Genomic DNA, 18,781 nt, shown 5'->3' on the forward strand with positions numbered 1-18,781 from the left:
ACCGCAGTGAAGGCCACCATGCCTGCGTTCAACGCAGTGAAGGTGGCCTTCACTGCAGCTGGGTGAGATAGCCGGGTGGGACGTGGCGGGTGAGCCACACGCCGTTGGCGCTCACCCGGAACTCGTGGCCTGCCGTCACCATTGCTGCCGCGTTGACCAGCAGGAGCACCGGCTCGCCGCGGCGGGCGCCGACCGTCATCGCGGTGGAACGGGTCGCCGACAGGTGTACGTCGTGACGGCGCATCGGCCGTAGCCCGTCCCGCAGGATCATAGGCAGGAACCGGGCGACCGTGCCGTGGAACAGCGTCGCCGGAGGGGCGGAAACGGGCAGGTCGAGCGCGACGGCGACGCTGTGTCCCTGGCTGGCGCGGATACGCGTGCCGGAGTCGTCGAAGGTGAACCGCTGCTTGTCGTTGCGTTCCACCACCTCGGCCAGCTCGGCGCGGGTGAGCGGAAGCCCGTGCCTGCCGAGGGCGGCGAGCAGCGCGTCGACGGCGACCCAGCCGCCTTCCTCCAGTTCGATGCCGATGCGTTCGGGCGCATGGCGCAGATGCAGTGCGAGTCGCTTGGACACGCGCACAAGATCACTGTTCTTCATCTCGGGCACCATTGGCCCACGCCGGTCAGCGCGTCCGCAACTCAAATACCGCCTTCCGCGGCGGGCTTGAGCAGGGGAGCGCCGGGGCCGAACCGGGCGAGCCGGTCGTCGACGTTGTGCAGACCGCACGTGCGCAGCGAGAGGCAGCCGCAGCCGACGCAGCCGGTGAGCTGGTCGCGCAGGCGCTGCAGGGCGTCGATGCGCGCGTCGAGCTCGTCCTTCCAGTTGCGGGACAGCCGCGCCCAGTCGGCCTTGGTCGGCGCGTGGTCCTTCGGCAGCGAGGCGAGCGCCTGGCCGATCTCCTCGAGGCTCAGGCCCACCCGCTGCGCCGCGCGGATGAACGCGATGCGACGCAGCACGGCGCGCGGGTACCGGCGCTGGTTACCGGCGGAGCGCTCCGAGAAGATCAGCCCCCGGTCCTCGTAGAAGCGCAGCGCCGTGTGGGGTACACCGCTGCGCTCCGAGACCTGTCCGATGCTGAGGTGGTCGGCAAGCTTCGTCGTCACAGCCGCCACAGTACCCCGAGTTATACCTAGGTCGAGGTTGCCTTGCGGTGCAGGTCAGGAGCTTGTCGAGGTCCAGCCGGGCTTGTGCCGGTCGGGCGGGCGCGAAGTGTGATCGGTGTCATCCCGCAGCCTGCGACGTATCTGCCGGGGCAGCACGACATCACTGATCACCGGGAAGGGCTCGCTGTCGATGTCCTCGCGCCAAGCCCGCAGCAGGCGGTCGAGTGTGTCTTCCTGGGCCATCGTGGCCTCCTGAGGCAGAACGTGTTCATTCTAATACCCAGAAGGGTGAGGCCCTAAACCTCGAGTTCAGGAAATCTTCCCTCGCCGTTCCAACTTCACGCCACGTGTTCGGCGTAGGAGGTGATCATCTGGCGAATCACCTGGTCACCGGGCTGCTGCCACAGCTGCGCGTTGAACACCTCGACCTCGATCGGCCCGAGGTAGCCCGCCGCCTCCACGCACGAGCGGAGCCGGCGATGGTCGATCGGGCCGTCGCCAGGGAGCGCCCGGCCGAGGAACGTGTCGGTGAGGGGCACCAGCTGGTCGCACACGTGGAAGCCGAGGATCCGGCCGGTCGCCTTCGCGATGGATTCCTCGACGCGGGGGTCCCACCAGACGTGGAACTCGTCCACGACCACGCCCACTGCCTCGGCGGGGTGCTCCTCGGCGAGCGCCAGCGCCTGGTCCAGGGTTGAGAGCACCGACCGTTCGGCGCACTGCATCGGGTGCAAAGGCTCCAGGCCGAGCCGCACACCGCGCTCGAGCGCGTACGGCGCCAGCTCGCCCAGCCCGTCGGCCACCCGCTGCCGGGAGCCGGCCAGGTCGTTGTCCGCGATGCCGCCGACCACGAGCACGAGCACGTCGGTGCCCAGCGCCGCCGCCTCGTCGATCGCCTCACGGGTGTCTGCGACGCCGTCCACAGGGGACCCTTCCGGCGTGATGCCGGTCAGAAACCCGCCGCGGCACAGGGAGGAAACGCGCACCCCGTGCTTCTTGAGCAGCTTCGCCGCCTCGTCGACGCCGATCTCGGCGACCTTGTCGCGCCACGGGGCGATCCAGCCGACGCCGTTCTCGGCGCAGCCCGCGATGGCCTCGGGCAGCGACCACCGCTTCGTCGTGATCTGGTTCAGGCTCAGCCGCTCCATCACGCCACCCCCGCCACGCTCAGCAGCGGGCGCATCCGCGCGACCGCCAGTTCCGGATCCGTCAGTACCCCGGCCTCGTCGGCCAGCCGCAGCACGTCGGCCAGGTGCACGATCGAGCGCGCCGACTCGAGGCCGCCGACCATGCGGAAGTGGGACTGGTGACCGTTCAGCCAGGCCAGGAACACCACGCCGACCTTGTAGTGCTGGGTCGGCGCGCGGAAGATCTCGCGCGAGAGTGCCACGGTCGGGCCGAACAGCTCGTGAAAACCCGCCGGGTCGCCGGCGTCGAGCCGGGCGAGCGCCGCGCCCGCGACCGGGGCGATCGGGTCGAAGATGCCGAGCAGCGCCTCGCTGTGCCCCTGCTCGTCGCCCGCGATGAGGTCGGGGTAGTTGAAGTCGTCGCCGGTGTAGCAGGCGACTCCCCCGGGCAGCGCGCGGCGGAATTCGGTCTCCACGTCGGCGTCGAGCACGGAGACCTTCACGCCCGCGATCACGTCGGCGTGCTCCGCGCACAGCGAGGCCAGCTCCGCCGCCGCGGCGCGGACGTCGGAGTGACCCCAGTAGCCTGCCAGCGCGGGGTCGAACATTTCACCGAGCCAGTGCAGCAAGACCTTGCCCTCGGCTCCGGACAGCAGTTTGCCGTACGCCGAGCGGTAGTCGGCGGGCCCGGACGCGACGGCGGCGAGCGCGCGGCTGGCCATGATCACCGGGGTCGCGCCCTCACCGCTCACGAGTTCGAGCTGCTCGCGCCACGCGGCCACGATCTTGTCCACAGTGGATGGCCCTGGCGGGAGCTGGTCGGTGCCGACTCCGGCGCACCAGCGGCCATTCGACTCGCGGGCCGCCGCTCCGGTGCGCCGGATCAGCTCCTGGGTGGCGGCCCAGTCGAGGCCCATGCCGCGCTGCGCGGTGTCCATCGCCTCGGCGACCCCGAGCCCGCACGACCACAGGTGGTGGCGGAACGCGAGCGTGCTGTCCCAGTCGAGCACCACCGCGTGCGCGGGATCGCCGGGGGAGAGCGGGTCGGCCACGACGTGGGCGGCGGCGTAGGCGACGCGCGAGCGTGGCGGTTCGGCGGGAGCCTCCGGAACCGTGCGGCCGGACGGCGACCAGTTTTCGAGCGTGCCGTCCCTTGTGGGTAGCAGCAACCCAGTCATGACAACTCCGTCTCTGCTGAAAGCGCTTGCAAGAAAGCGTTTTCAGACACCATAGGACACCGCCCCGAGCCGGGACAAGGACAAGGACTACGCCGGTGGATCGACGGCCAGCTCGCGCACCACGGCCTCGTCCACCTCGACGCCGAGCCCTGGGCCCGTGGGCACGTCGGCCACGCCGCCCTTGACCTCGACGCCGGAGGCGTACACGGAATCGACGAACTGCCTGCCGTTGAGGTCGACGGGTGTGTCGATGCCGAACGCGGCGAACAGGTGCAGCGAAGCCGCGAGCCCGAGGTCGGAATCGGTGAGCCCGGAGCCCATCAGCCGCACGCCGCAGTCCTCGGCGAGCTGGCACAGTCGCAGCGACAGCGTGAGGCCGCCGCTGCGCTGCACCTTGGCGATCGCGACGTCCACGGCGTCGAGCTTCACGAACGTCGCGAGGTCCGTCGGGTGCCGCAGACTCTCGTCGAGCGCGACGGGAACGGGGGAGTCCGCGCGCAGCCTGCGCAGACCCGCGATGTCGTTGGCGGGCAACGGTTGTTCGAACGCGGTGACGCCGAGCGCGTCCAGCTCGCGCGAGAGCCGCAGTGCCGCGTCGACCGTGAAGCCCTGGTTGGCGTCGACCCACAGTGGGGCCTTCGGCGCGGCCTCGCGGACGGCCCGCACCACGGCGAGGTCCTCGCGTTCGCCGTGCAGCCCGATCTTGACCTTGAACGCGTCGTAGCCGAGCTCCCTGCCCTCGGCGACACAGTCGGCGACCTCGTTCGCCGTCTGCCCCGACACCATCCAGCCCAGCGTGATGCGGTCGCGCCGCCGCCTGCCCCACAGGGTGCTCACCGGCACGCCGAGCGCGCGGCCGAGCAGGTCGTGCAGCGCCATGTCGACGGCGGCCTTCGCCAGCGGCGAGCCGATCGTGAAGCCGCGGTTGATCGCGCGATCGAACGCGGTGGTCAGCCCGTCGAGGTCCCAGCAGGGCCTGCCCAGCACGGCGGGTGCGAGGTAGCGGTCGATCGTGGTGACGATCGACTCCGTCGTCTCGTACGTCCACGCGGGAATCGGCGTGGCCTCGCCCCAGCCGTGCACGCCGTCGGCGCTCACCTTCACCAGCACGCGGATGCTCGGGGAGCCCGCGACGGCGACGGAGCCGCCGGAGACGCCGAAGGACCGGAGCGTCGGCAGGGCCACCGCGAACGTCTCGATCTTGTCGATCGTCAGGTCTCGCATCGTTGCTACACCTCTCTCGTACTGGCTCTGACCACGACCTCGCCGGGCAGGCGCAGCACGCGGCTGCGAGTGCCGCGGTTGCCCCGGAACGCCAGCTCCATGGCCCGCTCGCCGAGCTCCTCCAGCGGGAGCTTGACAGTGGTGAGCGGCGGGGACAGGTCGCGCACGACGGGAATGTCGTCGAACCCGGCGAGCGACACGTCGTCGGGCACGGAACGGCCGGACTCGCGCAGTGCCGTGAGCGCGCCGATCGCCATCACGTCGGTGACGGCGAACACGCACGTCGCGTCGAGCCCCCTGGCGAGCAGCTCCGACATCGCGGCGTGGCCGCCGTCGCGGGTGAAGGCTCCCTCCACCACGGCCGATTCGGGCAGCTCAACGCCGGCCTCGGCGAGAGTCTCGCGGAACCCGGCGAGCCGGTCGACCACGGTGGTGAGGGCGCGCGGGCCGGTGAGCACCGCGAACCGGCGGTGGCCCAGCTCGAGCAGCGCCTTGGCGAGCGCCGCGGCGCCCTCCTTGTTCTCCGGCTGCACGCTGTCGACGCGCAGGCTGCGGTGGCGGCTCACCACGGCGACCTGGCCGCCGCCCCTGCGGTAGGGGTCGATCTCGGCGGCGAGCGCGCGTTCCCACGCCTTGTCCTCGAAGCCGGAGCCGACCAGCAGGATGGCCGACGCGCGCTGGGCCCGCAGCATCGAGATGTAGGCGATCTCCTTCTGCGGGTCGCGGAAGGTGCTGGCGAGCATCACGAGCAGCCCGTTGTCGCCCGCCACCCGCATGACCCCGCGGGCGATTGCCGCGAAGTACGGGTCGCTGACGTCGTGGCAGATGACGCCGACTGTGCGGTGGGATGCCCCGGCCAGCGCCTGCGCGTGCGCGTTGGGCGTGTACGCGAGCTTCTCGGCCGCCGCGAGCACCCGCTCGCGCAGGTCCGTGCGGACCTTGGTGGTGCCGTTCAGCGCTCTGGACGCGGTGGCCAGCGACACCTCCGCGGCGCGGGCGACGTCCTCGAGCGTGACGTGTGGGTGAGCGTCCATGCGCAACTCCCGGTTAAAGAAAGCTTGACCGAGTTTCCCGGTCTGCATACTCTACCTGAAAGCGCATTCAGAAAGCGCATTCAGAGATCCGGGTCCCGGTCTCGATCAGGTGCTTTCCGACACGTTCGCAGGCGAACGGAGGGTCATGGTCACGCACAGTCAGTCGGCACGCACCGAGCCCGCAGGGCCACCAGGTCCGACATCCTCGGCAGGAGTATCCGAGCGGGCGCGGCCAGGGATCGCGCAGCGTATCCTCGGCTTCACCGAGCGCGCCTGGCGGCCCATCGCCCTGCTCGTGGTGCTGTTCTTCGCGTGGTGGGCGGTGACGGCGGCGGAGCTGATCGAGCCCTACCTGGTGCCCTCGCCCGGCGACACGTTCGACGCGATCGCCAGCCGCCCGGACTACTTCTGGGAGCACACCTGGGCCACGACCTACGAGACGCTGCTCGGCTTCGTCATCGCCGCGGCCGTCGGCGTCTTCGCCGCCGTGGTGATGGTGCAGTCGGCGACCGTCGAGAAGACGCTGTACCCGCTGCTGCTCTTCGCACAGGTCATCCCGAAGATCGCCATCGCGCCGCTGTTCGTGGTGTGGCTCGGCTTCGGGATCGGCCCCAAGATCGTGGTCGCCGTCCTGATGGCGTTCTTCCCCGTGGTGATCTCGATGGTCACCGGGCTCAAGTCCGTCGACCCCGAGATGCTGCAGCTCTCGGCCACGATGGGCGCCAAGCCGGGGCAGACGTTCTGGAAGATCCGGTTCCCGGCGTCGCTGCCGCACCTGTTCTCCGGGCTGAAGGTCGCCGCGACCATGGCCGTCACCGGCGCGGTGGTCGGCGAGTTCGTCGGCGCCGACGCCGGGCTGGGCTTCGTCATCCTGCAGGCCAACGGAAACCTCGACACCCCGGTGCTCTTCGCGGGGCTGCTGATCATGTCGCTGCTCGGTGTCCTGCTGTTCGTGCTCGTGGAGTGGCTCGAGCACCTCGTGCTCCCGTGGCACGCGAGCAGGCGCACCGAAGGCGTCACCACAACGCTGTGAGATCCCTTGCGAGACAAAGGAAAACCATGAAACTTCCCGCACTAGTGAAGAGTGCCGTCAGTGTGGCCGCCGTGCTGCTGCTCACCGCGGGCTGCGGCGGCTCCGAGCCGGAGACCACCACCAACGCCCAGGGCGAGACGCTCGACAAGGTCACGCTGACCCTCAACTGGTACCCCTACGGCGAGCACGCGCCGTTCTACTACGGCAAGGCGCAGGGAATCTACGAGGAGCACGGGATCGACCTGGAGATCAGGGCGGGCCAGGGGTCGCAGAAGACCGTCCAGGCCACCGCGGCCGGGCAGACCGACTTCGGCTGGGCCGACACGCCGGCCCTGCTCGCGGGCGTTTCGCAGGGCCTCGACGTCAAGAGCATCGGCGTGTTCCTGCAGACAACGCCGTCGTCGGTGCAGTTCTTCAGCGAGCAGAACGTCTCCTCGCCTGCCGACCTCAAGGGCAAGACCATCGCGAGCACGGCGGGTGACGCGCTGACCAAGACCTTCCCGGCATTCCTCCAGGCCAACGGGCTCGCCGAGGGCGACGTGCGGATCCAGAACACCGACGCCGCCGGGAAGATGGCCGCCGTCATGTCGGGCCAGACCGACGCGCTGCTCGGCTACGCGACCGACCAGGGCCCGACGATGCAGGAGAAGGCGGGCAAGGAGGTCTCCTACCTCCGCTTCGCCGACAACGGGCTGAACTTCTACTCGAACGGCCTCATCGCCTCGCAGGAGGTCATCGACGACCGGGGCGACCTCGCCCAGCGCATGGTCGCCGCGACGAGCGAGGCGTGGACCGCGGTGCAGCAGGACCAGCAGGCCGCCGTCGACGCCATGCAGGGCTCCTCGGAGCAGCTGCCGTCGAAGCAGGTGCTCGCCGAGCAACTCGCCTCGACGCTGGAGCTGCTGCACACCGACGCCACGGAGGGCCAGGCGCCCGGGGTGAACAACGAGGAGGACTGGAAGAAGACCATCCAGATCTTCGCCGACGCCGGCGTGATCTCCAGTGCCGAAGAGCCCAGCGCCTACTGGGTCAGTGAGCTCGCACCGAAGGAATGAGTTGAGGCAGATGACTGGCTACGCGGTCGAGATCGAGGACGTCGCGGTGCGGTTTCGCACCAAGAAGCGGGACGTCACCGCCCTGCGCGACGTGACGATGCGGGTGGACCCCGGTGAGTTCGTCGCGATCGTGGGGCCGTCCGGCTGCGGCAAGTCCACGCTGCTGAAGCTGTCGTCGGGCCTGCTGGCGCCCTCGTCCGGCAGCGTGAAGCTGCTGGGGGAGAGCGTCAGCGGCCCGCGCAAGGACGTCGGGTACGTCTTCCAGAAGGCGGCGCTGCTCGAATGGCGCACGGCGCGCAAGAACATCCTTCTGCAGGCCGAGATGCGCGGCATGCCAGCGAAGGAGGCGAAGGCGAGGGCCGACGAGCTCATCGAGATGACGGGGCTCACCGGGTTCGAGGACGCCTACCCGCACGAGCTGTCCGGGGGTATGCAGCAGCGCGTCGCCCTGTGCCGCGCGCTGCTGCACCGCCCGCCGGTGCTGCTCATGGACGAGCCCTTCGGCGCGCTCGACGCGCTCACCCGCGAGCAGATGAACGTCGAGCTGCGCCGGATCTGGCAGGAGACCAAGACCACCGTGCTGCTGGTGACCCACTCGATCGCCGAGGCGGTGTACCTGGCCGACCGGGTCGTGATGATCACGGCGCGGCCGGGCACCGTCGCCGGGGTGATCGAGGTGAACCTGCCGGTGGACCGTGACTACGGCAAGACCATGTCGGAGCCGGAGTTCGCCAAGGCGACCCGGCACATCCGCGACCACCTCGGCGCCGCCGCGGTGGCTGAGTGAGAAAGGTGTTCCATGGCGGCGAACGAGGAACGGTCCGTCGGGATCGTCATGAACGGGGTCACCGGTCGCATGGGCTACCGGCAGCACCTCGTGCGGTCGATCCTGGCGATCCGGGAGCAGGGCGGGCTGCGACTGCCCGACGGCACGGTGCTGCGTCCTGAGCCGATTCTGGTGGGCCGCAACGAGAGCAAGCTCGCGTCCATCGCGAAGGAGCACGGTCTCGACCGGTGGACGACCGATCTGGACGAGGCGCTGAAGGCACCCGGAGCCGAGATCTACTTCGACGCCCAGGTGACCAGCCGCCGCGTCGACGGCGTGAAGAAGGCCGTCGCCGCGGGACTGCACGTGTACACCGAGAAGCCGACCGCGGAGGACACGGAGACGGCGCTGGAGCTGGCCCGGATCGTGAACGCGGCGGGCGTGAAGGCGGGCGTGGTGCAGGACAAGCTCTTCCTGCCCGGCCTGCTCAAGCTCAAGCGGCTCGTCGACGGCGGCTTCTTCGGCAGGATCCTGTCGGTGCGCGGCGAGTTCGGCTACTGGGTGTTCGAGGGTGACTGGCAGGAGGCGCAGCGGCCCTCGTGGAACTACCGCGCCGAGGACGGCGGCGGCATCATCATCGACATGTTCTGCCACTGGCGGTACGTGCTGGAGGAGATCTTCGGTCCGGTCCGCTCGGTGCAGGCGCTCGCGGCGACCCACATCCCGGAACGGGTCGGCGAGGACGAGCAGCCCTACACCTGCACGGCCGACGACGCCGCGTACGGCATCTTCGAGCTCGACGGCGGCATCGTCGCGCAGGTCAACTCCTCCTGGACGACGCGGGTGTTCCGCGACGAGCTGGTGGAGTTCCAGGTGGACGGCACCGAGGGCAGTGCCGTCGCCGGGCTGCGCCGCTGCCGCGTCCAGCACCGCTCCACGACCCCGAAGCCGGTGTGGAACCCCGACCTGCCCGCGACCGAGGACTTCCGGTCGCAGTGGCAGGAGGTGCCGGACAACGCCGACTTCGACAACGGGTTCAAGGCACAGTGGGAGATGTTCCTCCGGCACGTGGCGGCTGACGAGCCGTTCCCGTGGGACTTCCTGGCCGGCGCGCGAGGCGTGCAGCTGGCCGAGCTCGGGCTGCGGTCGGCAAGGGAGGGTCGCAGGATCGCGATCCCCGAGCTCACTCTCTGATCCACTTTTCCCTGTTTCACCTTTCCCGGCACGACAACTGAATATCTCCCGGCATGTACGAAGTGAAAGCGCTTTCGGTAACGCTGAAACTCAATGGAGAGGTACACATGTCCGGTCGCAGACGTGCCAGGACACTGGCCGCGCTGCTCGCGTTCCTGCTCGCCGCGGGGGTGGCGTCCGCGCTCCCCGCGGCGGCGCAGGCACGCTTCAGCGTGCTGGTGTTCTCCAAGGTGACCAACTTCCATCACGACTCGATCCCCGCGGGCATCGCGGCGATCGAGCAGCTCGGCGCCGAACACGGCTTCAGCGTCGAGTCCACCGACGACGCGGCGGCGTTCACCGACGAGAACCTCGCCCGGTTCGACGCCGTCGTCTTCAACAACACCAACTCCACCCCCGAGTCGGGCGACCTGCTCGACGCCGCGCAGCGCGAGGCGCTCCAGCGCTACGTCCAGGCGGGCGGCGGCTGGGCCGGCGTGCACGCCGCGTCGGCCAGCGAGCGCGACTGGGAGTGGTACGAGGGCCTGGTCGGCGCCATCTTCGACCACCACCCCGCCCCCCAGGTGGGCCGGGTCAAGGTGCTCGACCGCGTCCATCCGTCCACACAGGACCTTCCGGAGCTGTGGGAGCAGACGGAGGAGTGGTACAACTGGCGGGTCAACCCGACCGGTGCGGTGCACACACTGGCCCAGATCAAGGTGCGCGACGGCGTCACCGGGCTCGACGAGGGAGTCGACCACCCGTACTCGTGGTGCCAGAACTACGACGGCGGGCGGTCCTGGTTCACCGCTGGCGGCCACGCCGCCGAGAAGTTCTCCGACGAGCTGTTCCTCTCGCACCTGCTCGGTGGCATCGAGTGGGCCGCCGGGGCGGTCGAGGGTGACTGCTCGGCGACCCAGACGGGCAACTTCCAGCGGGTCCCGCTCGTCGACGCGGACCTGGCCGACCCGTTCGAGCTGGCCGTGGCCCCCGACCGCCGCGTGTTCTGGATCCAGCGCACCGGCGCGCTGAAGGTCGTCGACCAGGAGACGCTGAACGTCACGACGGCACTGGACTTCCAGTACACGCCCGAGATGACGAGCCAGTCCGACGGTCTGCTCGGCCTCACGCTCGACCCGGCGTTCGCCGAGAACAACTGGCTGTACCTGCTGTACTCCGACCCGCAGGAGAACAAGCTCAACCTCTCGCGGTTCACCGTCGCGGCCGACAGCACGATCGACCTCGCCACCGAGAGTCGCCTGCTGGAGATCCCCACGTTCCGTGGCGAGGGCAGGGCCAACTCGCACATGGCCGGGTCGATCACCTTCGACGGCGACGGCAACCTCTACGTGGCGACCGGCGACAACACCGACCCGTTCGCCTCCGACGGGTTCTCGCCGATCGACGAGCGCGAGGGCAGGAGGGCCTGGGACGCCCAGGGCACGTCCGGCAACACCAACGACCTGCGCGGCAAGATCCTGCGCATCACGCCGCAGCCGGACGGGACCTACACCATCCCGGAGGGCAACCTGTTCGCGCCGGGCACCGAGCTGACCCGCCCGGAGATCTACGCGATGGGCCTGCGCAACCCGTTCCGCATCACGGTCGACCCGCACACCAACGCGTTGCTGGTGGGCGACTACGGCCCCGACGCGCGGCAGGCCGACCCCGAGCGCGGTCCGGAAGGGACGGTCGAGTTCCTGCGCATCACCGAGGCGGGCAACCAGGGCTGGCCGTACTGCACCGGGAACAACACGCCGTTCGTCGACTACGACTTCGCCACCGGTACGTCCGGGGAGACGTTCGACTGCGGCAACCTGGTCAACGACTCGCCGAACAACACCGGCCTGCGCGAGCTGCCTCCCGCCCAGCCCGCGTGGATGTGGTACGCCTACTCGGCCTCGCCGGAGTTCCCCGAGCTGGGCACGGGCGGCGGCGGTCCGATGGCCGGCCCGGTCTACGACTACGACCCGGACAACCCGAGGATCTCGAAGTTCCCCGAGTACTTCGACGGCAAGTGGTTCAACTACGAGCTGACCCGCCGGTGGTTCAAGGTGATGTCGGTGCAGCAGCACGAGCAGACGTTCACCGATCCCCGCTTCGCGCCCGCCCGCCCCGGCGACCTGCTCTCGATCAACGGGATCTTCGCCGACCTGCAGTGGATCCAGCCGTTCGACGCGCACTTCGGCCCCGACGGCTCGCTCTACGTGATCGACTTCGGTGAGGGCAGCGGCACCGGAAGGGGTGGCAGCAACGACGGCGCCGGCATCTACCGCATCGACTACGTCGCCGACGGCCGCCCGCCGACAGCGGCGATCACGCCGTCGACCGACTCGGGCAAGGCTCCGCTCAAAGTGTCCTTCTCCAGCGAGGGTTCCGCGGGCGGCGACGGCGAGCCGGTGACCTACGCGTGGGACTTCGACAACGACGGCACGGTGGACTCGACGGAGGCCAGCCCGACGCACAAGTACAAGGAGCTCGGGCAGTACACCGCCCGGCTCACGGTGACGAGCACCGAGAACCCGGACCTCACCGCCGTGGCCGTCACCGAGATCACGGTGGGCAACACGAGGCCGGAGGTGCGCATCGTGCTGCCGCCGGACGGCGGAATGTTCGACTTCGGCGACACGATCCCCTTCCGCGTGGAGGTCACCGACCGCGAGGACCGGACGATCGACTGCTCGAAGGTGGTGGTGCAGTCGCAGCTCGGCCACGACGACCACCTGCATCCGATGGACAACGTCACGGGCTGCGTGGGTGAGATCGCGACCGACGCCGGGGACAGCCACGGTCCTGGGCAGAACCTGTACGCGGCGCTGAGCGCGCAGTACACCGACGGCGGTGGCAAGGGCGGCGTGCCCGCGCTCACCGGGTCGGCGCACGTGACGCTGGAGCCGAAGCACAAGGAGGCCGAGCACTTCGAGGACCACAGCGGCATCGAGGTGCTGAGCCGCGCCGACGCGTCGGCGGGCAAGCGACTGGGCGAGATCGAGCACGGTGACTGGGTCGCCTACGACCCGATCCACCTGCAGGGCATCGACTCGCTGACCGTCAGCGCCAGCTCCGGTGGCATCGGCGGCACCATCGAGTTCCGCGCCGACGCGCCGGACGGCGAGCTGCTCGGTTCAGCGGAGGTGCCCAACACGGGCGGCTGGGGCAACGTCGTCGACACCGACGTGGCCCTCACCGATCCGGGAAGAACCGTGAAGCTCTACCTGGTGTTCGTCAACCCGGCCTGGACGCCGGACCAGGCGGACCTGCTCTCGCTGGACGTGCTGCAGTTCAACGGAAAGGGCGTGACCTCATGAGTACGCGACGGGATTTCCTGCGACTGGCCGCCGGTTCGGTGGCGGTCGCCGGGGCGAGCGGGCTGCTGGGCGGCACTGCGCTCGCGTCGGGGCCGCGCCGGGTGCCGCCAGGGCACATCGGAATCCAGCTCTACACGGTGCGCTCGCTGATGAGCACCGACGCGCAGGGCACACTCGACGCGCTGGGGCGGATCGGTTACTCGACGGTGGGCGTGAGCGGACTGTACGGGCACACGCCACAGCAGTTCCGCGCGATGCTGGACCGGGCGGGGCTGCGGGCCGTGCTCACGCACCTCTCGCTCGACGCGATCCGTGGTGACTGGCAGCGGGAGCTGGCGAACGCCCACGTGCTCGGCGTGAAGTACGTGGTGGTGCCGTCGCTGCCGAGTTCACTGTGGACACCGGCGGGCTACCGGCAGGTGGCCGCCGAGTTCACCGAGGCGGGCAGGGCGGCGCGGGCCGCCGGGCTCGGGTTCCTGTACCACAACCACGATTTCGACTTCCGGACCGTCGAGGGCGAAGTGCTCTACGACATCCTGGCGAGCGAGACCGATCCGAGGTACGTGGACTTCGAGATCGACCTGTACTGGGCGATCAGGGCGGGCTACGACCCCGTGGAGTACTTCGAGCGCTACCCGGGCCGGTTCCCGGTGTTCCACGTGAAGGACATGGCGCCCGACGGGTCGTTCGAGGATGTCGGCCACGGCACGATCGACTTCCGCCGCATCTTCCGGCGCCGGGACGTCTCCGGCGTCCAGGAGTACGTGGTGGAGCACGACCAGCCGGCCGACCCGCTCGCCAGCGCGGCCCGCAGTTACCGGACCCTGCGCACGATCCGCTTCTAGTAAAGCTCCCCAAGGCCACCTTTGCTGCGTTGAACGCAACAAAGGTGGCCTTGGGGGCCGAATCGGTTCCCCCTTTCGGCGCACGTCGGTTAGGCTGCGGCGCGCGTGCCCTGGGAGGGGAGCCTGCTTTGCCCGAGCCGTACCCCGAGATCGAGCCCCACGATCATGGCCTGCTCGCCGTCGGCGACGGGCACGAGATCTACTGGGAGGTCTGCGGCAACCCGCACGGCAAGCCCGCGGTGTTCCTGCACGGTGGGCCGGGCGGCGGCAGCTCGCCCGCCCACCGCAGGCTGTTCGACCCCGCCCGCTACCGGATCGTGCTGCTGGACCAGCGCGGCTGTGGCCGCAGCATCCCGCATTCCGCGGAGCAGGCTGCCGACCTGAGCGCCAACACGACGTGGCACCTCGTCGCGGACCTCGAGCTGCTGCGTGAGCACCTCGGCATCGACCGCTGGCTCGTCCTCGGCGGCTCCTGGGGCAGCACCCTCGCGCTCGCCTACGCGCAGACGCACCCCGGCCGCGTCACGGAGCTGGTGCTGCGCGGCATCTGGACCATGCGGCGCAAGGAGCTGGACTGGTTCTACGGCGGGGGAGCGGGGTTCCTGTTCCCCGAGCGCTGGGAACGGTTCCTGGAGCCGGTGCCGCCCGAACGCAGGGACGGCGACCTGATCGCCGCCTACCACGACCTCCTGTTCGACCCGGATCCCGCGGTGCACGGGCCTGCCGCGGTCGCGTGGAGCACGTGGGAGGCAGACACGGTCACCCTGCGCCGCCGTCCCGAGCTGGTCGAACAGTTCTCCGACCCCCGATTCGCGCTGGCGTTCGCGCGCATCGAGAACCACTACTGCGCGCACCAGGGCTTCCTCGCCGACGAGCAGCTGCTCCGCGATGCGGGCAGGCTCGCGGACATTCCGGGCGTGCTCATTCACGGCCGGCACGACGTCTGCACGCCGCCCGTGGGCGCGTGGGACCTGAAGCGGGCCTGGCCGGCCGCCGAGCTGATCATGGTGGAGGATGCCGGGCACGCCTACGACGAACCCGGCATTCTGCGGGAGCTGCTGCGGGCCACCGACCGGTACGCGGAATAGGCTCGGGTCGTGGAACTCGTGACGATCGACGACATCCGTGCCGCGGCCGACCGGATCAGCGGCGCCGTCGTGCGCACCCCGTTGCTGCCGAGCCCGTGGGCGGACGCCGACCGCCCCCTGTGGCTGAAGCCGGAGAACCTGCAGCCGATCGGCGCCTTCAAGCTGCGCGGAGCCCAGAACGCGATCGCGCGGCTCGACGAGCGCACGCGGAACCGGGGTGTGGTGGCCTACTCGAGCGGCAACCACGCGCAGGCCGTGGCCTACGCCGCGCGGACGTTCGGCATCCCCGCCCACATCGTCATGCCGGACGTGACACCGCAGGTGAAGGTCGACAACACGCGCGGTTACGGCGCCGAGGTGGTGCTCGTCCCCATCGGCGAGCGCGAGTCCGCCGCGCTCGAGCTGGTGGAGAAGCTGGGCGCGGTGCTGGTGCCGCCGTTCGACCACCCGGACATCATCGCCGGTCAGGGCACGATCGGGCTCGAGATCGCCGAGGACCTGCCCGATGTCGAGCTGGTGCTGGTGCCGGTGAGCGGCGGCGGGCTCTCCTCGGGCATCGCGACGGCGGTCAAGGCGCTGTGCCCGGAGGCGCGGGTGGTCGGCGTGGAGCCGGAGCTCGCGGGCGACGCGCGGGAGAGCCTGCGGGCCGGGGCGCTCGTGGACTGGCCGATCGAGCGGCGCGCGCGGACCATCGCCGACGGGCTGCGCTCGCAGCTGTCCGAGCTGACGTTCGCCCACCTGCGCGCGCACCTCGACGACATCGTCACCGTGAGCGAGGACGAGATCCGGGGCGCGATGGGCGTGCTGGCCACCAGGGGACGGCTCGTCGCCGAGCCCAGCGGTGCCGTTGGCCTCGCCGCGTATCTCAACCGGGCGGGCGACCTGCCCCGTGGACGCACCGTGATCGTGGTGTCCGGTGGCAACGTGACCCCGTCGCTGCTCTCCGACGTTCTCGGCGCCTGAGCATTAGGGTGGGAGTCATCCGACGAAGGGATTTTCGCTCATGCTGTTCGGAGACGAGCACGTCCGCCGTTATGAGGAGACCGACGGGGAGGTCGGCCACGACTGGGAGAACGGTGCGCCGACCCTCATCCTGACGACCAAGGGCCGCAAGACCGGCAAGGAACGCAAGTTCGCCCTGATCTACCAGGAGCACGAGGGCGATTACGTGATCGTCGCGTCCAAGGGTGGCGCCGACGAGCACCCCGGCTGGTACCACAATCTGGTGGCCGACCCCCAGGTGACGGTCCAGGTGAAGGCCGACAAGTTCGCGGCCAAGGCCCGGACGGCCAGTGAGAGCGAGAAGGCCGTGCTGTGGCCGAAGATGGCGGCGGTGTGGCCCGCCTTCGACGACTACCAGAAGAAGACGGATCGTGATATTCCCGTCGTAGTCCTGGAGCGTGTGGCCTGAACCTCGACGAAGGGGACGAACATGGCGCAGCAGTCGACAGTCGACGTGGCCGGCCTGCTGGCGAAGCTGGCGGAGGCGGAGCATCAGGCCGAGCGCGGGGAGCTGAACCCGGCCGAGCTGCCCGGACTGGTGCGGGCCCAGCGGCTGGTGCGGGACTTCGCGGGCTGGCCGAAGGAAGTCGACTCCGACCGCTGACCGCGCTGCGCCGGTTCCCCCGTCGGGGCCGGGGCAGGTGGTTCAGCCTCGCGATCGACGTGATCGCACCGTTCCTGGCGATGGGCACCCGACTGCGGGTGACGGGTGCCCACCACCTGCCCCGCGAGGGCGGCGTGCTGGTGGCGAGCAACCACCTGTCCAACGCCGACCCGATCATGGTCACCGTGGCGTGCCTGATGGGCGGTCGCGTGCCGAGGTTCTTCGCCAAGGCGGGGCTGTGGCGGGTGCCGGTGGTGCGCGCCGTCATGACCTCGGGCAGGCACATCCCCGTGCACCGGGGCAAGGCGAGCGCGCTCGAGGCCTACCGCGACACCGTCGACGCCGCGCTGGCGGGCGACTGTGTCGTGGTGTTCCCCGAGGGCACCTTCAGCGACCGCGCCGACGAATGGCCCATGAAGGCCAAGACGGGACTCGCGCGGGTCGCGCTCACCACAGGGACGCCGGTGGTGCCGCTCGCGTGCTGGGGCTCGCAGCACGTGCTGCCGCAGGGCGCCCGGTTGCCGCGCGTGCTGCCGAGGCGCAGGGTAGAGCTGCTGGCCGGACCGCCGGTGGACCTCTCGGATCTGCGGTCGGACAAGCCCACCGCGTCCCAGCTCAGGGAGGCGACCGAACGCATCATGACGGCGATCACGTCGTTGCTGGCAGAGGTGCGCGGGGAGAGCCCGCCACCCGGAAACGTGAAGGCATAATCGCGACCATGAGTGAACACTTCGACGTTGTGGTGCTGGGCGCGGGTCCCGGCGGGTACACCGCCGCGGTCCGCGCGGCGCAGCTCGGCTACGACACCGCCATCATCGAGGAGCGTTACTGGGGCGGGGTGTGCCTGAACGTCGGGTGCATTCCGTCGAAGGCGTTGCTGCGCAACGCCGAGCTGGCACACCTGTTCACCACGGAGGCCCGGACGTTCGGCATTCGGGTCGACGGCGAGGTGTCGTTCGACTACCAGGCCGCGTACCAGCGCAGCCGCAAGGTCGCCGATGGCCGCGTCAAAGGCGTTCACTACCTGATGAAGAAGAACGCGATCACGCAGTTCGAGGGGCGTGGCACGTTCTCCAGCGACAAGGCGATCGAGGTGCGGCGCGCCGACGGCGAGACCGAGACGGTCACGTTCGACCACTGCATCATCGCGGCGGGTGCCACGCCGAAGCTGCTGCCCGGCACGTCGGTCAGCGACCGCGTGGTGACCTACGAGGAGCAGATCCTCTCCTCGGACCTGCCGGAGAGCATCGTGATCGCGGGCGCGGGCGCGATCGGCGTCGAGTTCGCCTACGTGCTGCACAACTACGGTGTGAAGGTCACGATCGTCGAGTTCCTCGACCGCATGGTGCCGCTGGAGGACGAGGAGGTGTCGGCCGAGCTGGCGCGGCGCTACCGCAGGCTGGGCATCGACGTCCTGACGTCCACGCGCGTGGAGTCCATCGAGGAGACCTCCGACGGCGTGCGGGTCACGGTGTCGAAGGACGGCGAGCAGCAGGTGATCGAGGCCGGCAAGGTGTTGCAGGCCATGGGCTTCCAGCCCAATGTGGACGGTTACGGCCTCGAGAACACCGGTGTGCGGCTCACCGAGCGCGGCGCGATCGACGTGGACGGCCGGTGCCGCACGAGCGTGCCGCACATCTTCGCGATCGGTGACGTGACGGCGAAGCTCATGCTGGCGCACGCAGCGGAGTCGATGGCGATCCTGGCGGCCGAGACCATCGCCGACGCGGAGACGATGGAGCTCGACTACCGGATGATCCCGAGGGCGACGTACTGCCAGCCGCAGATCGCGAGCTTCGGCCTCACGGAGGAGCAGGCGCGTTCGGAGGGCCACGACGTCCAGGTGGCCAAGTTCCCCTTCAGCGCCAACGGAAAGGCCCACGGCCTCGGCGACACGGTGGGCTTCGCGAAGATCATCAGCGACGGCAAGTACGGCGAGCTGCTGGGCGCCCACCTGATCGGCCCCGAGGTCACCGAGCTCCTGCCGGAGCTGACCCTGGCCCAGCAGTGGGACCTGACGGTGCACGAGGTGGCCCGCAACGTCCACGCGCACCCGACCCTCGGCGAAGCCGTGAAGGAAGCGGTCCACGGCCTGGCCGGCCACATGATCAACATGTAGTTTCGTACCCCCTGTGGCCTGGTGTTTCCCGGGTTGCAGGGGGTTCCAGGCCGTCATCAGGCCGTCACATCGAGCCCCAGCGAACCGAAGAAGCGGTCCACAGCCTCTTGGTCCGCTGGTG

Annotated in this window: 19 protein-coding genes; 12 read left to right on the forward strand and 7 right to left on the reverse strand. The window is 69.8% G+C overall.

Translation table 11 applies throughout. The annotated features are described in order from the left end of the window. Window positions 1-49: 49 nt before the first annotated feature. The 7 genes from DI005_RS14810 to DI005_RS14840 all read right to left on the reverse strand — a co-directional run bounded on the left by DI005_RS14810 (window position 50) and on the right by DI005_RS14840 (window position 5,667). Complete coding sequence (locus tag DI005_RS14810; RefSeq protein WP_113642519.1) at window positions 50-598, reverse strand: RNA 2'-phosphotransferase; 549 nt, start codon at window positions 596-598, stop codon at window positions 50-52. A 41-nt stretch (window positions 599-639) separates the two neighbouring features. Next, the gene (gene soxR / locus DI005_RS14815) at window positions 640-1,104 is read right to left on the reverse strand and encodes a redox-sensitive transcriptional activator SoxR (protein WP_110342489.1); all 465 of its coding nucleotides are present in this window, start codon (window positions 1,102-1,104) and stop codon (window positions 640-642) included. 54 nt (window positions 1,105-1,158) lie between these two features. Continuing rightward, window positions 1,159-1,347 (reverse strand): hypothetical protein, encoded by a 189-nt coding sequence (locus tag DI005_RS14820; RefSeq protein ID WP_112275101.1) that lies wholly within the window; start codon window positions 1,345-1,347, stop codon window positions 1,159-1,161. Between the two features lie 95 nt (window positions 1,348-1,442). Then, window positions 1,443-2,252 (reverse strand): sugar phosphate isomerase/epimerase, encoded by an 810-nt coding sequence (locus DI005_RS14825; RefSeq protein WP_199542805.1) that lies wholly within the window; start codon window positions 2,250-2,252, stop codon window positions 1,443-1,445. After that, complete coding sequence (locus tag DI005_RS14830; protein ID WP_113642480.1) at window positions 2,252-3,409, reverse strand: dihydrodipicolinate synthase family protein; 1,158 nt, start codon at window positions 3,407-3,409, stop codon at window positions 2,252-2,254. Before DI005_RS14830 ends, DI005_RS14825 begins: the two co-directional genes overlap by 1 nt. Window positions 3,410-3,496: 87 nt before the next feature. After that, window positions 3,497-4,633, reverse strand: a complete 1,137-nt coding sequence (locus DI005_RS14835) for a mandelate racemase/muconate lactonizing enzyme family protein (protein ID WP_113642482.1) — start codon at window positions 4,631-4,633, stop codon at window positions 3,497-3,499. Between the two features lie 5 nt (window positions 4,634-4,638). After that, the gene (locus DI005_RS14840; protein WP_112275105.1) at window positions 4,639-5,667 is read right to left on the reverse strand and encodes a LacI family DNA-binding transcriptional regulator; all 1,029 of its coding nucleotides are present in this window, start codon (window positions 5,665-5,667) and stop codon (window positions 4,639-4,641) included. A 145-nt stretch (window positions 5,668-5,812) separates the two neighbouring features. Here DI005_RS14840 and DI005_RS14845 point away from each other — a divergent pair, with 145 nt between their 5' ends. From DI005_RS14845 to lpdA, 12 genes are all read left to right on the forward strand, one after another. Continuing rightward, window positions 5,813-6,700, forward strand: a complete 888-nt coding sequence (locus DI005_RS14845) for an ABC transporter permease (RefSeq protein ID WP_112275106.1) — start codon at window positions 5,813-5,815, stop codon at window positions 6,698-6,700. Between the two features lie 26 nt (window positions 6,701-6,726). Continuing rightward, window positions 6,727-7,755, forward strand: a complete 1,029-nt coding sequence (locus DI005_RS14850; protein ID WP_113642483.1) for an ABC transporter substrate-binding protein — start codon at window positions 6,727-6,729, stop codon at window positions 7,753-7,755. A gap of 10 nt (window positions 7,756-7,765) precedes the next feature. Further along, window positions 7,766-8,542 carry an ABC transporter ATP-binding protein gene (locus DI005_RS14855; protein WP_112275110.1) on the forward strand — a complete coding sequence of 259 codons (777 nt, stop codon included), beginning with the start codon at window positions 7,766-7,768 and terminating at the stop codon, window positions 8,540-8,542. A 12-nt stretch (window positions 8,543-8,554) separates the two neighbouring features. Continuing rightward, complete coding sequence (locus DI005_RS14860; protein WP_112275112.1) at window positions 8,555-9,715, forward strand: Gfo/Idh/MocA family protein; 1,161 nt, start codon at window positions 8,555-8,557, stop codon at window positions 9,713-9,715. A gap of 107 nt (window positions 9,716-9,822) precedes the next feature. After that, entirely contained in the window at window positions 9,823-13,002 is a 3,180-nt protein-coding gene (locus tag DI005_RS14865) for a ThuA domain-containing protein (protein WP_113642484.1), read from the forward strand. Then, a complete protein-coding gene (locus tag DI005_RS14870) occupies window positions 12,999-13,847 on the forward strand; it encodes a sugar phosphate isomerase/epimerase (RefSeq protein ID WP_113642486.1) in 849 nt (282 codons plus the stop codon). The genes DI005_RS14865 and DI005_RS14870 overlap by 4 nt, the downstream gene beginning before the upstream one ends. Before the next feature lie 128 nt (window positions 13,848-13,975). After that, entirely contained in the window at window positions 13,976-14,935 is a 960-nt protein-coding gene (pip, locus tag DI005_RS14875; protein ID WP_112275118.1) for a prolyl aminopeptidase, read from the forward strand. 9 nt (window positions 14,936-14,944) lie between these two features. After that, the gene (locus tag DI005_RS14880) at window positions 14,945-15,898 is read left to right on the forward strand and encodes a threonine/serine dehydratase (RefSeq protein ID WP_112275120.1); all 954 of its coding nucleotides are present in this window, start codon (window positions 14,945-14,947) and stop codon (window positions 15,896-15,898) included. A gap of 40 nt (window positions 15,899-15,938) precedes the next feature. Further along, window positions 15,939-16,346 (forward strand): nitroreductase family deazaflavin-dependent oxidoreductase, encoded by a 408-nt coding sequence (locus DI005_RS14885; RefSeq protein ID WP_112275122.1) that lies wholly within the window; start codon window positions 15,939-15,941, stop codon window positions 16,344-16,346. Between the two features lie 21 nt (window positions 16,347-16,367). Continuing rightward, complete coding sequence (locus tag DI005_RS38190) at window positions 16,368-16,541, forward strand: hypothetical protein (protein WP_158303091.1); 174 nt, start codon at window positions 16,368-16,370, stop codon at window positions 16,539-16,541. Window positions 16,542-16,600: 59 nt separating this feature from the next. Then, window positions 16,601-17,251, forward strand: coding sequence for a 1-acyl-sn-glycerol-3-phosphate acyltransferase (locus DI005_RS14890; RefSeq protein WP_233520139.1), 651 nt, complete (start codon window positions 16,601-16,603; stop codon window positions 17,249-17,251). A gap of 8 nt (window positions 17,252-17,259) precedes the next feature. After that, window positions 17,260-18,660 (forward strand): dihydrolipoyl dehydrogenase, encoded by a 1,401-nt coding sequence (gene lpdA, locus DI005_RS14895; protein ID WP_112275124.1) that lies wholly within the window; start codon window positions 17,260-17,262, stop codon window positions 18,658-18,660. Window positions 18,661-18,781: the final 121 nt, after the last annotated feature.

This window comes from Prauserella sp. PE36 (assembly GCF_003311655.1).
Classification (GTDB): domain Bacteria; phylum Actinomycetota; class Actinomycetes; order Mycobacteriales; family Pseudonocardiaceae; genus Prauserella_A; species Prauserella_A endophytica.

Bases quoted from the DNA above. Each gene is read 5' to 3' on its own strand.
- DI005_RS14865 (WP_113642484.1), top strand. From the start codon at position 9,823: ATGTCCGGTCGCAGACGTGCCAGGACACTGGCCGCGCTGCTCGCGTTC.
- lpdA (WP_112275124.1), top strand. From the start codon at position 17,260: ATGAGTGAACACTTCGACGTTGTGGTGCTGGGCGCGGGTCCCGGCGGG.
- DI005_RS14810 (WP_113642519.1), bottom strand. From the start codon at position 598: ATGAAGAACAGTGATCTTGTGCGCGTGTCCAAGCGACTCGCACTGCAT.
- DI005_RS14830 (WP_113642480.1), bottom strand. From the start codon at position 3,409: ATGACTGGGTTGCTGCTACCCACAAGGGACGGCACGCTCGAAAACTGG.
- DI005_RS38190 (WP_158303091.1), top strand. From the start codon at position 16,368: ATGGCGCAGCAGTCGACAGTCGACGTGGCCGGCCTGCTGGCGAAGCTG.
- DI005_RS14885 (WP_112275122.1), top strand. From the start codon at position 15,939: ATGCTGTTCGGAGACGAGCACGTCCGCCGTTATGAGGAGACCGACGGG.
- DI005_RS14855 (WP_112275110.1), top strand. From the start codon at position 7,766: ATGACTGGCTACGCGGTCGAGATCGAGGACGTCGCGGTGCGGTTTCGC.
- DI005_RS14870 (WP_113642486.1), top strand. From the start codon at position 12,999: ATGAGTACGCGACGGGATTTCCTGCGACTGGCCGCCGGTTCGGTGGCG.
- DI005_RS14820 (WP_112275101.1), bottom strand. From the start codon at position 1,347: ATGGCCCAGGAAGACACACTCGACCGCCTGCTGCGGGCTTGGCGCGAG.
- DI005_RS14860 (WP_112275112.1), top strand. From the start codon at position 8,555: ATGGCGGCGAACGAGGAACGGTCCGTCGGGATCGTCATGAACGGGGTC.
- DI005_RS14840 (WP_112275105.1), bottom strand. From the start codon at position 5,667: ATGGACGCTCACCCACACGTCACGCTCGAGGACGTCGCCCGCGCCGCG.
- DI005_RS14825 (WP_199542805.1), bottom strand. From the start codon at position 2,252: ATGGAGCGGCTGAGCCTGAACCAGATCACGACGAAGCGGTGGTCGCTG.
- DI005_RS14845 (WP_112275106.1), top strand. From the start codon at position 5,813: ATGGTCACGCACAGTCAGTCGGCACGCACCGAGCCCGCAGGGCCACCA.
- DI005_RS14835 (WP_113642482.1), bottom strand. From the start codon at position 4,633: ATGCGAGACCTGACGATCGACAAGATCGAGACGTTCGCGGTGGCCCTG.
- DI005_RS14850 (WP_113642483.1), top strand. From the start codon at position 6,727: ATGAAACTTCCCGCACTAGTGAAGAGTGCCGTCAGTGTGGCCGCCGTG.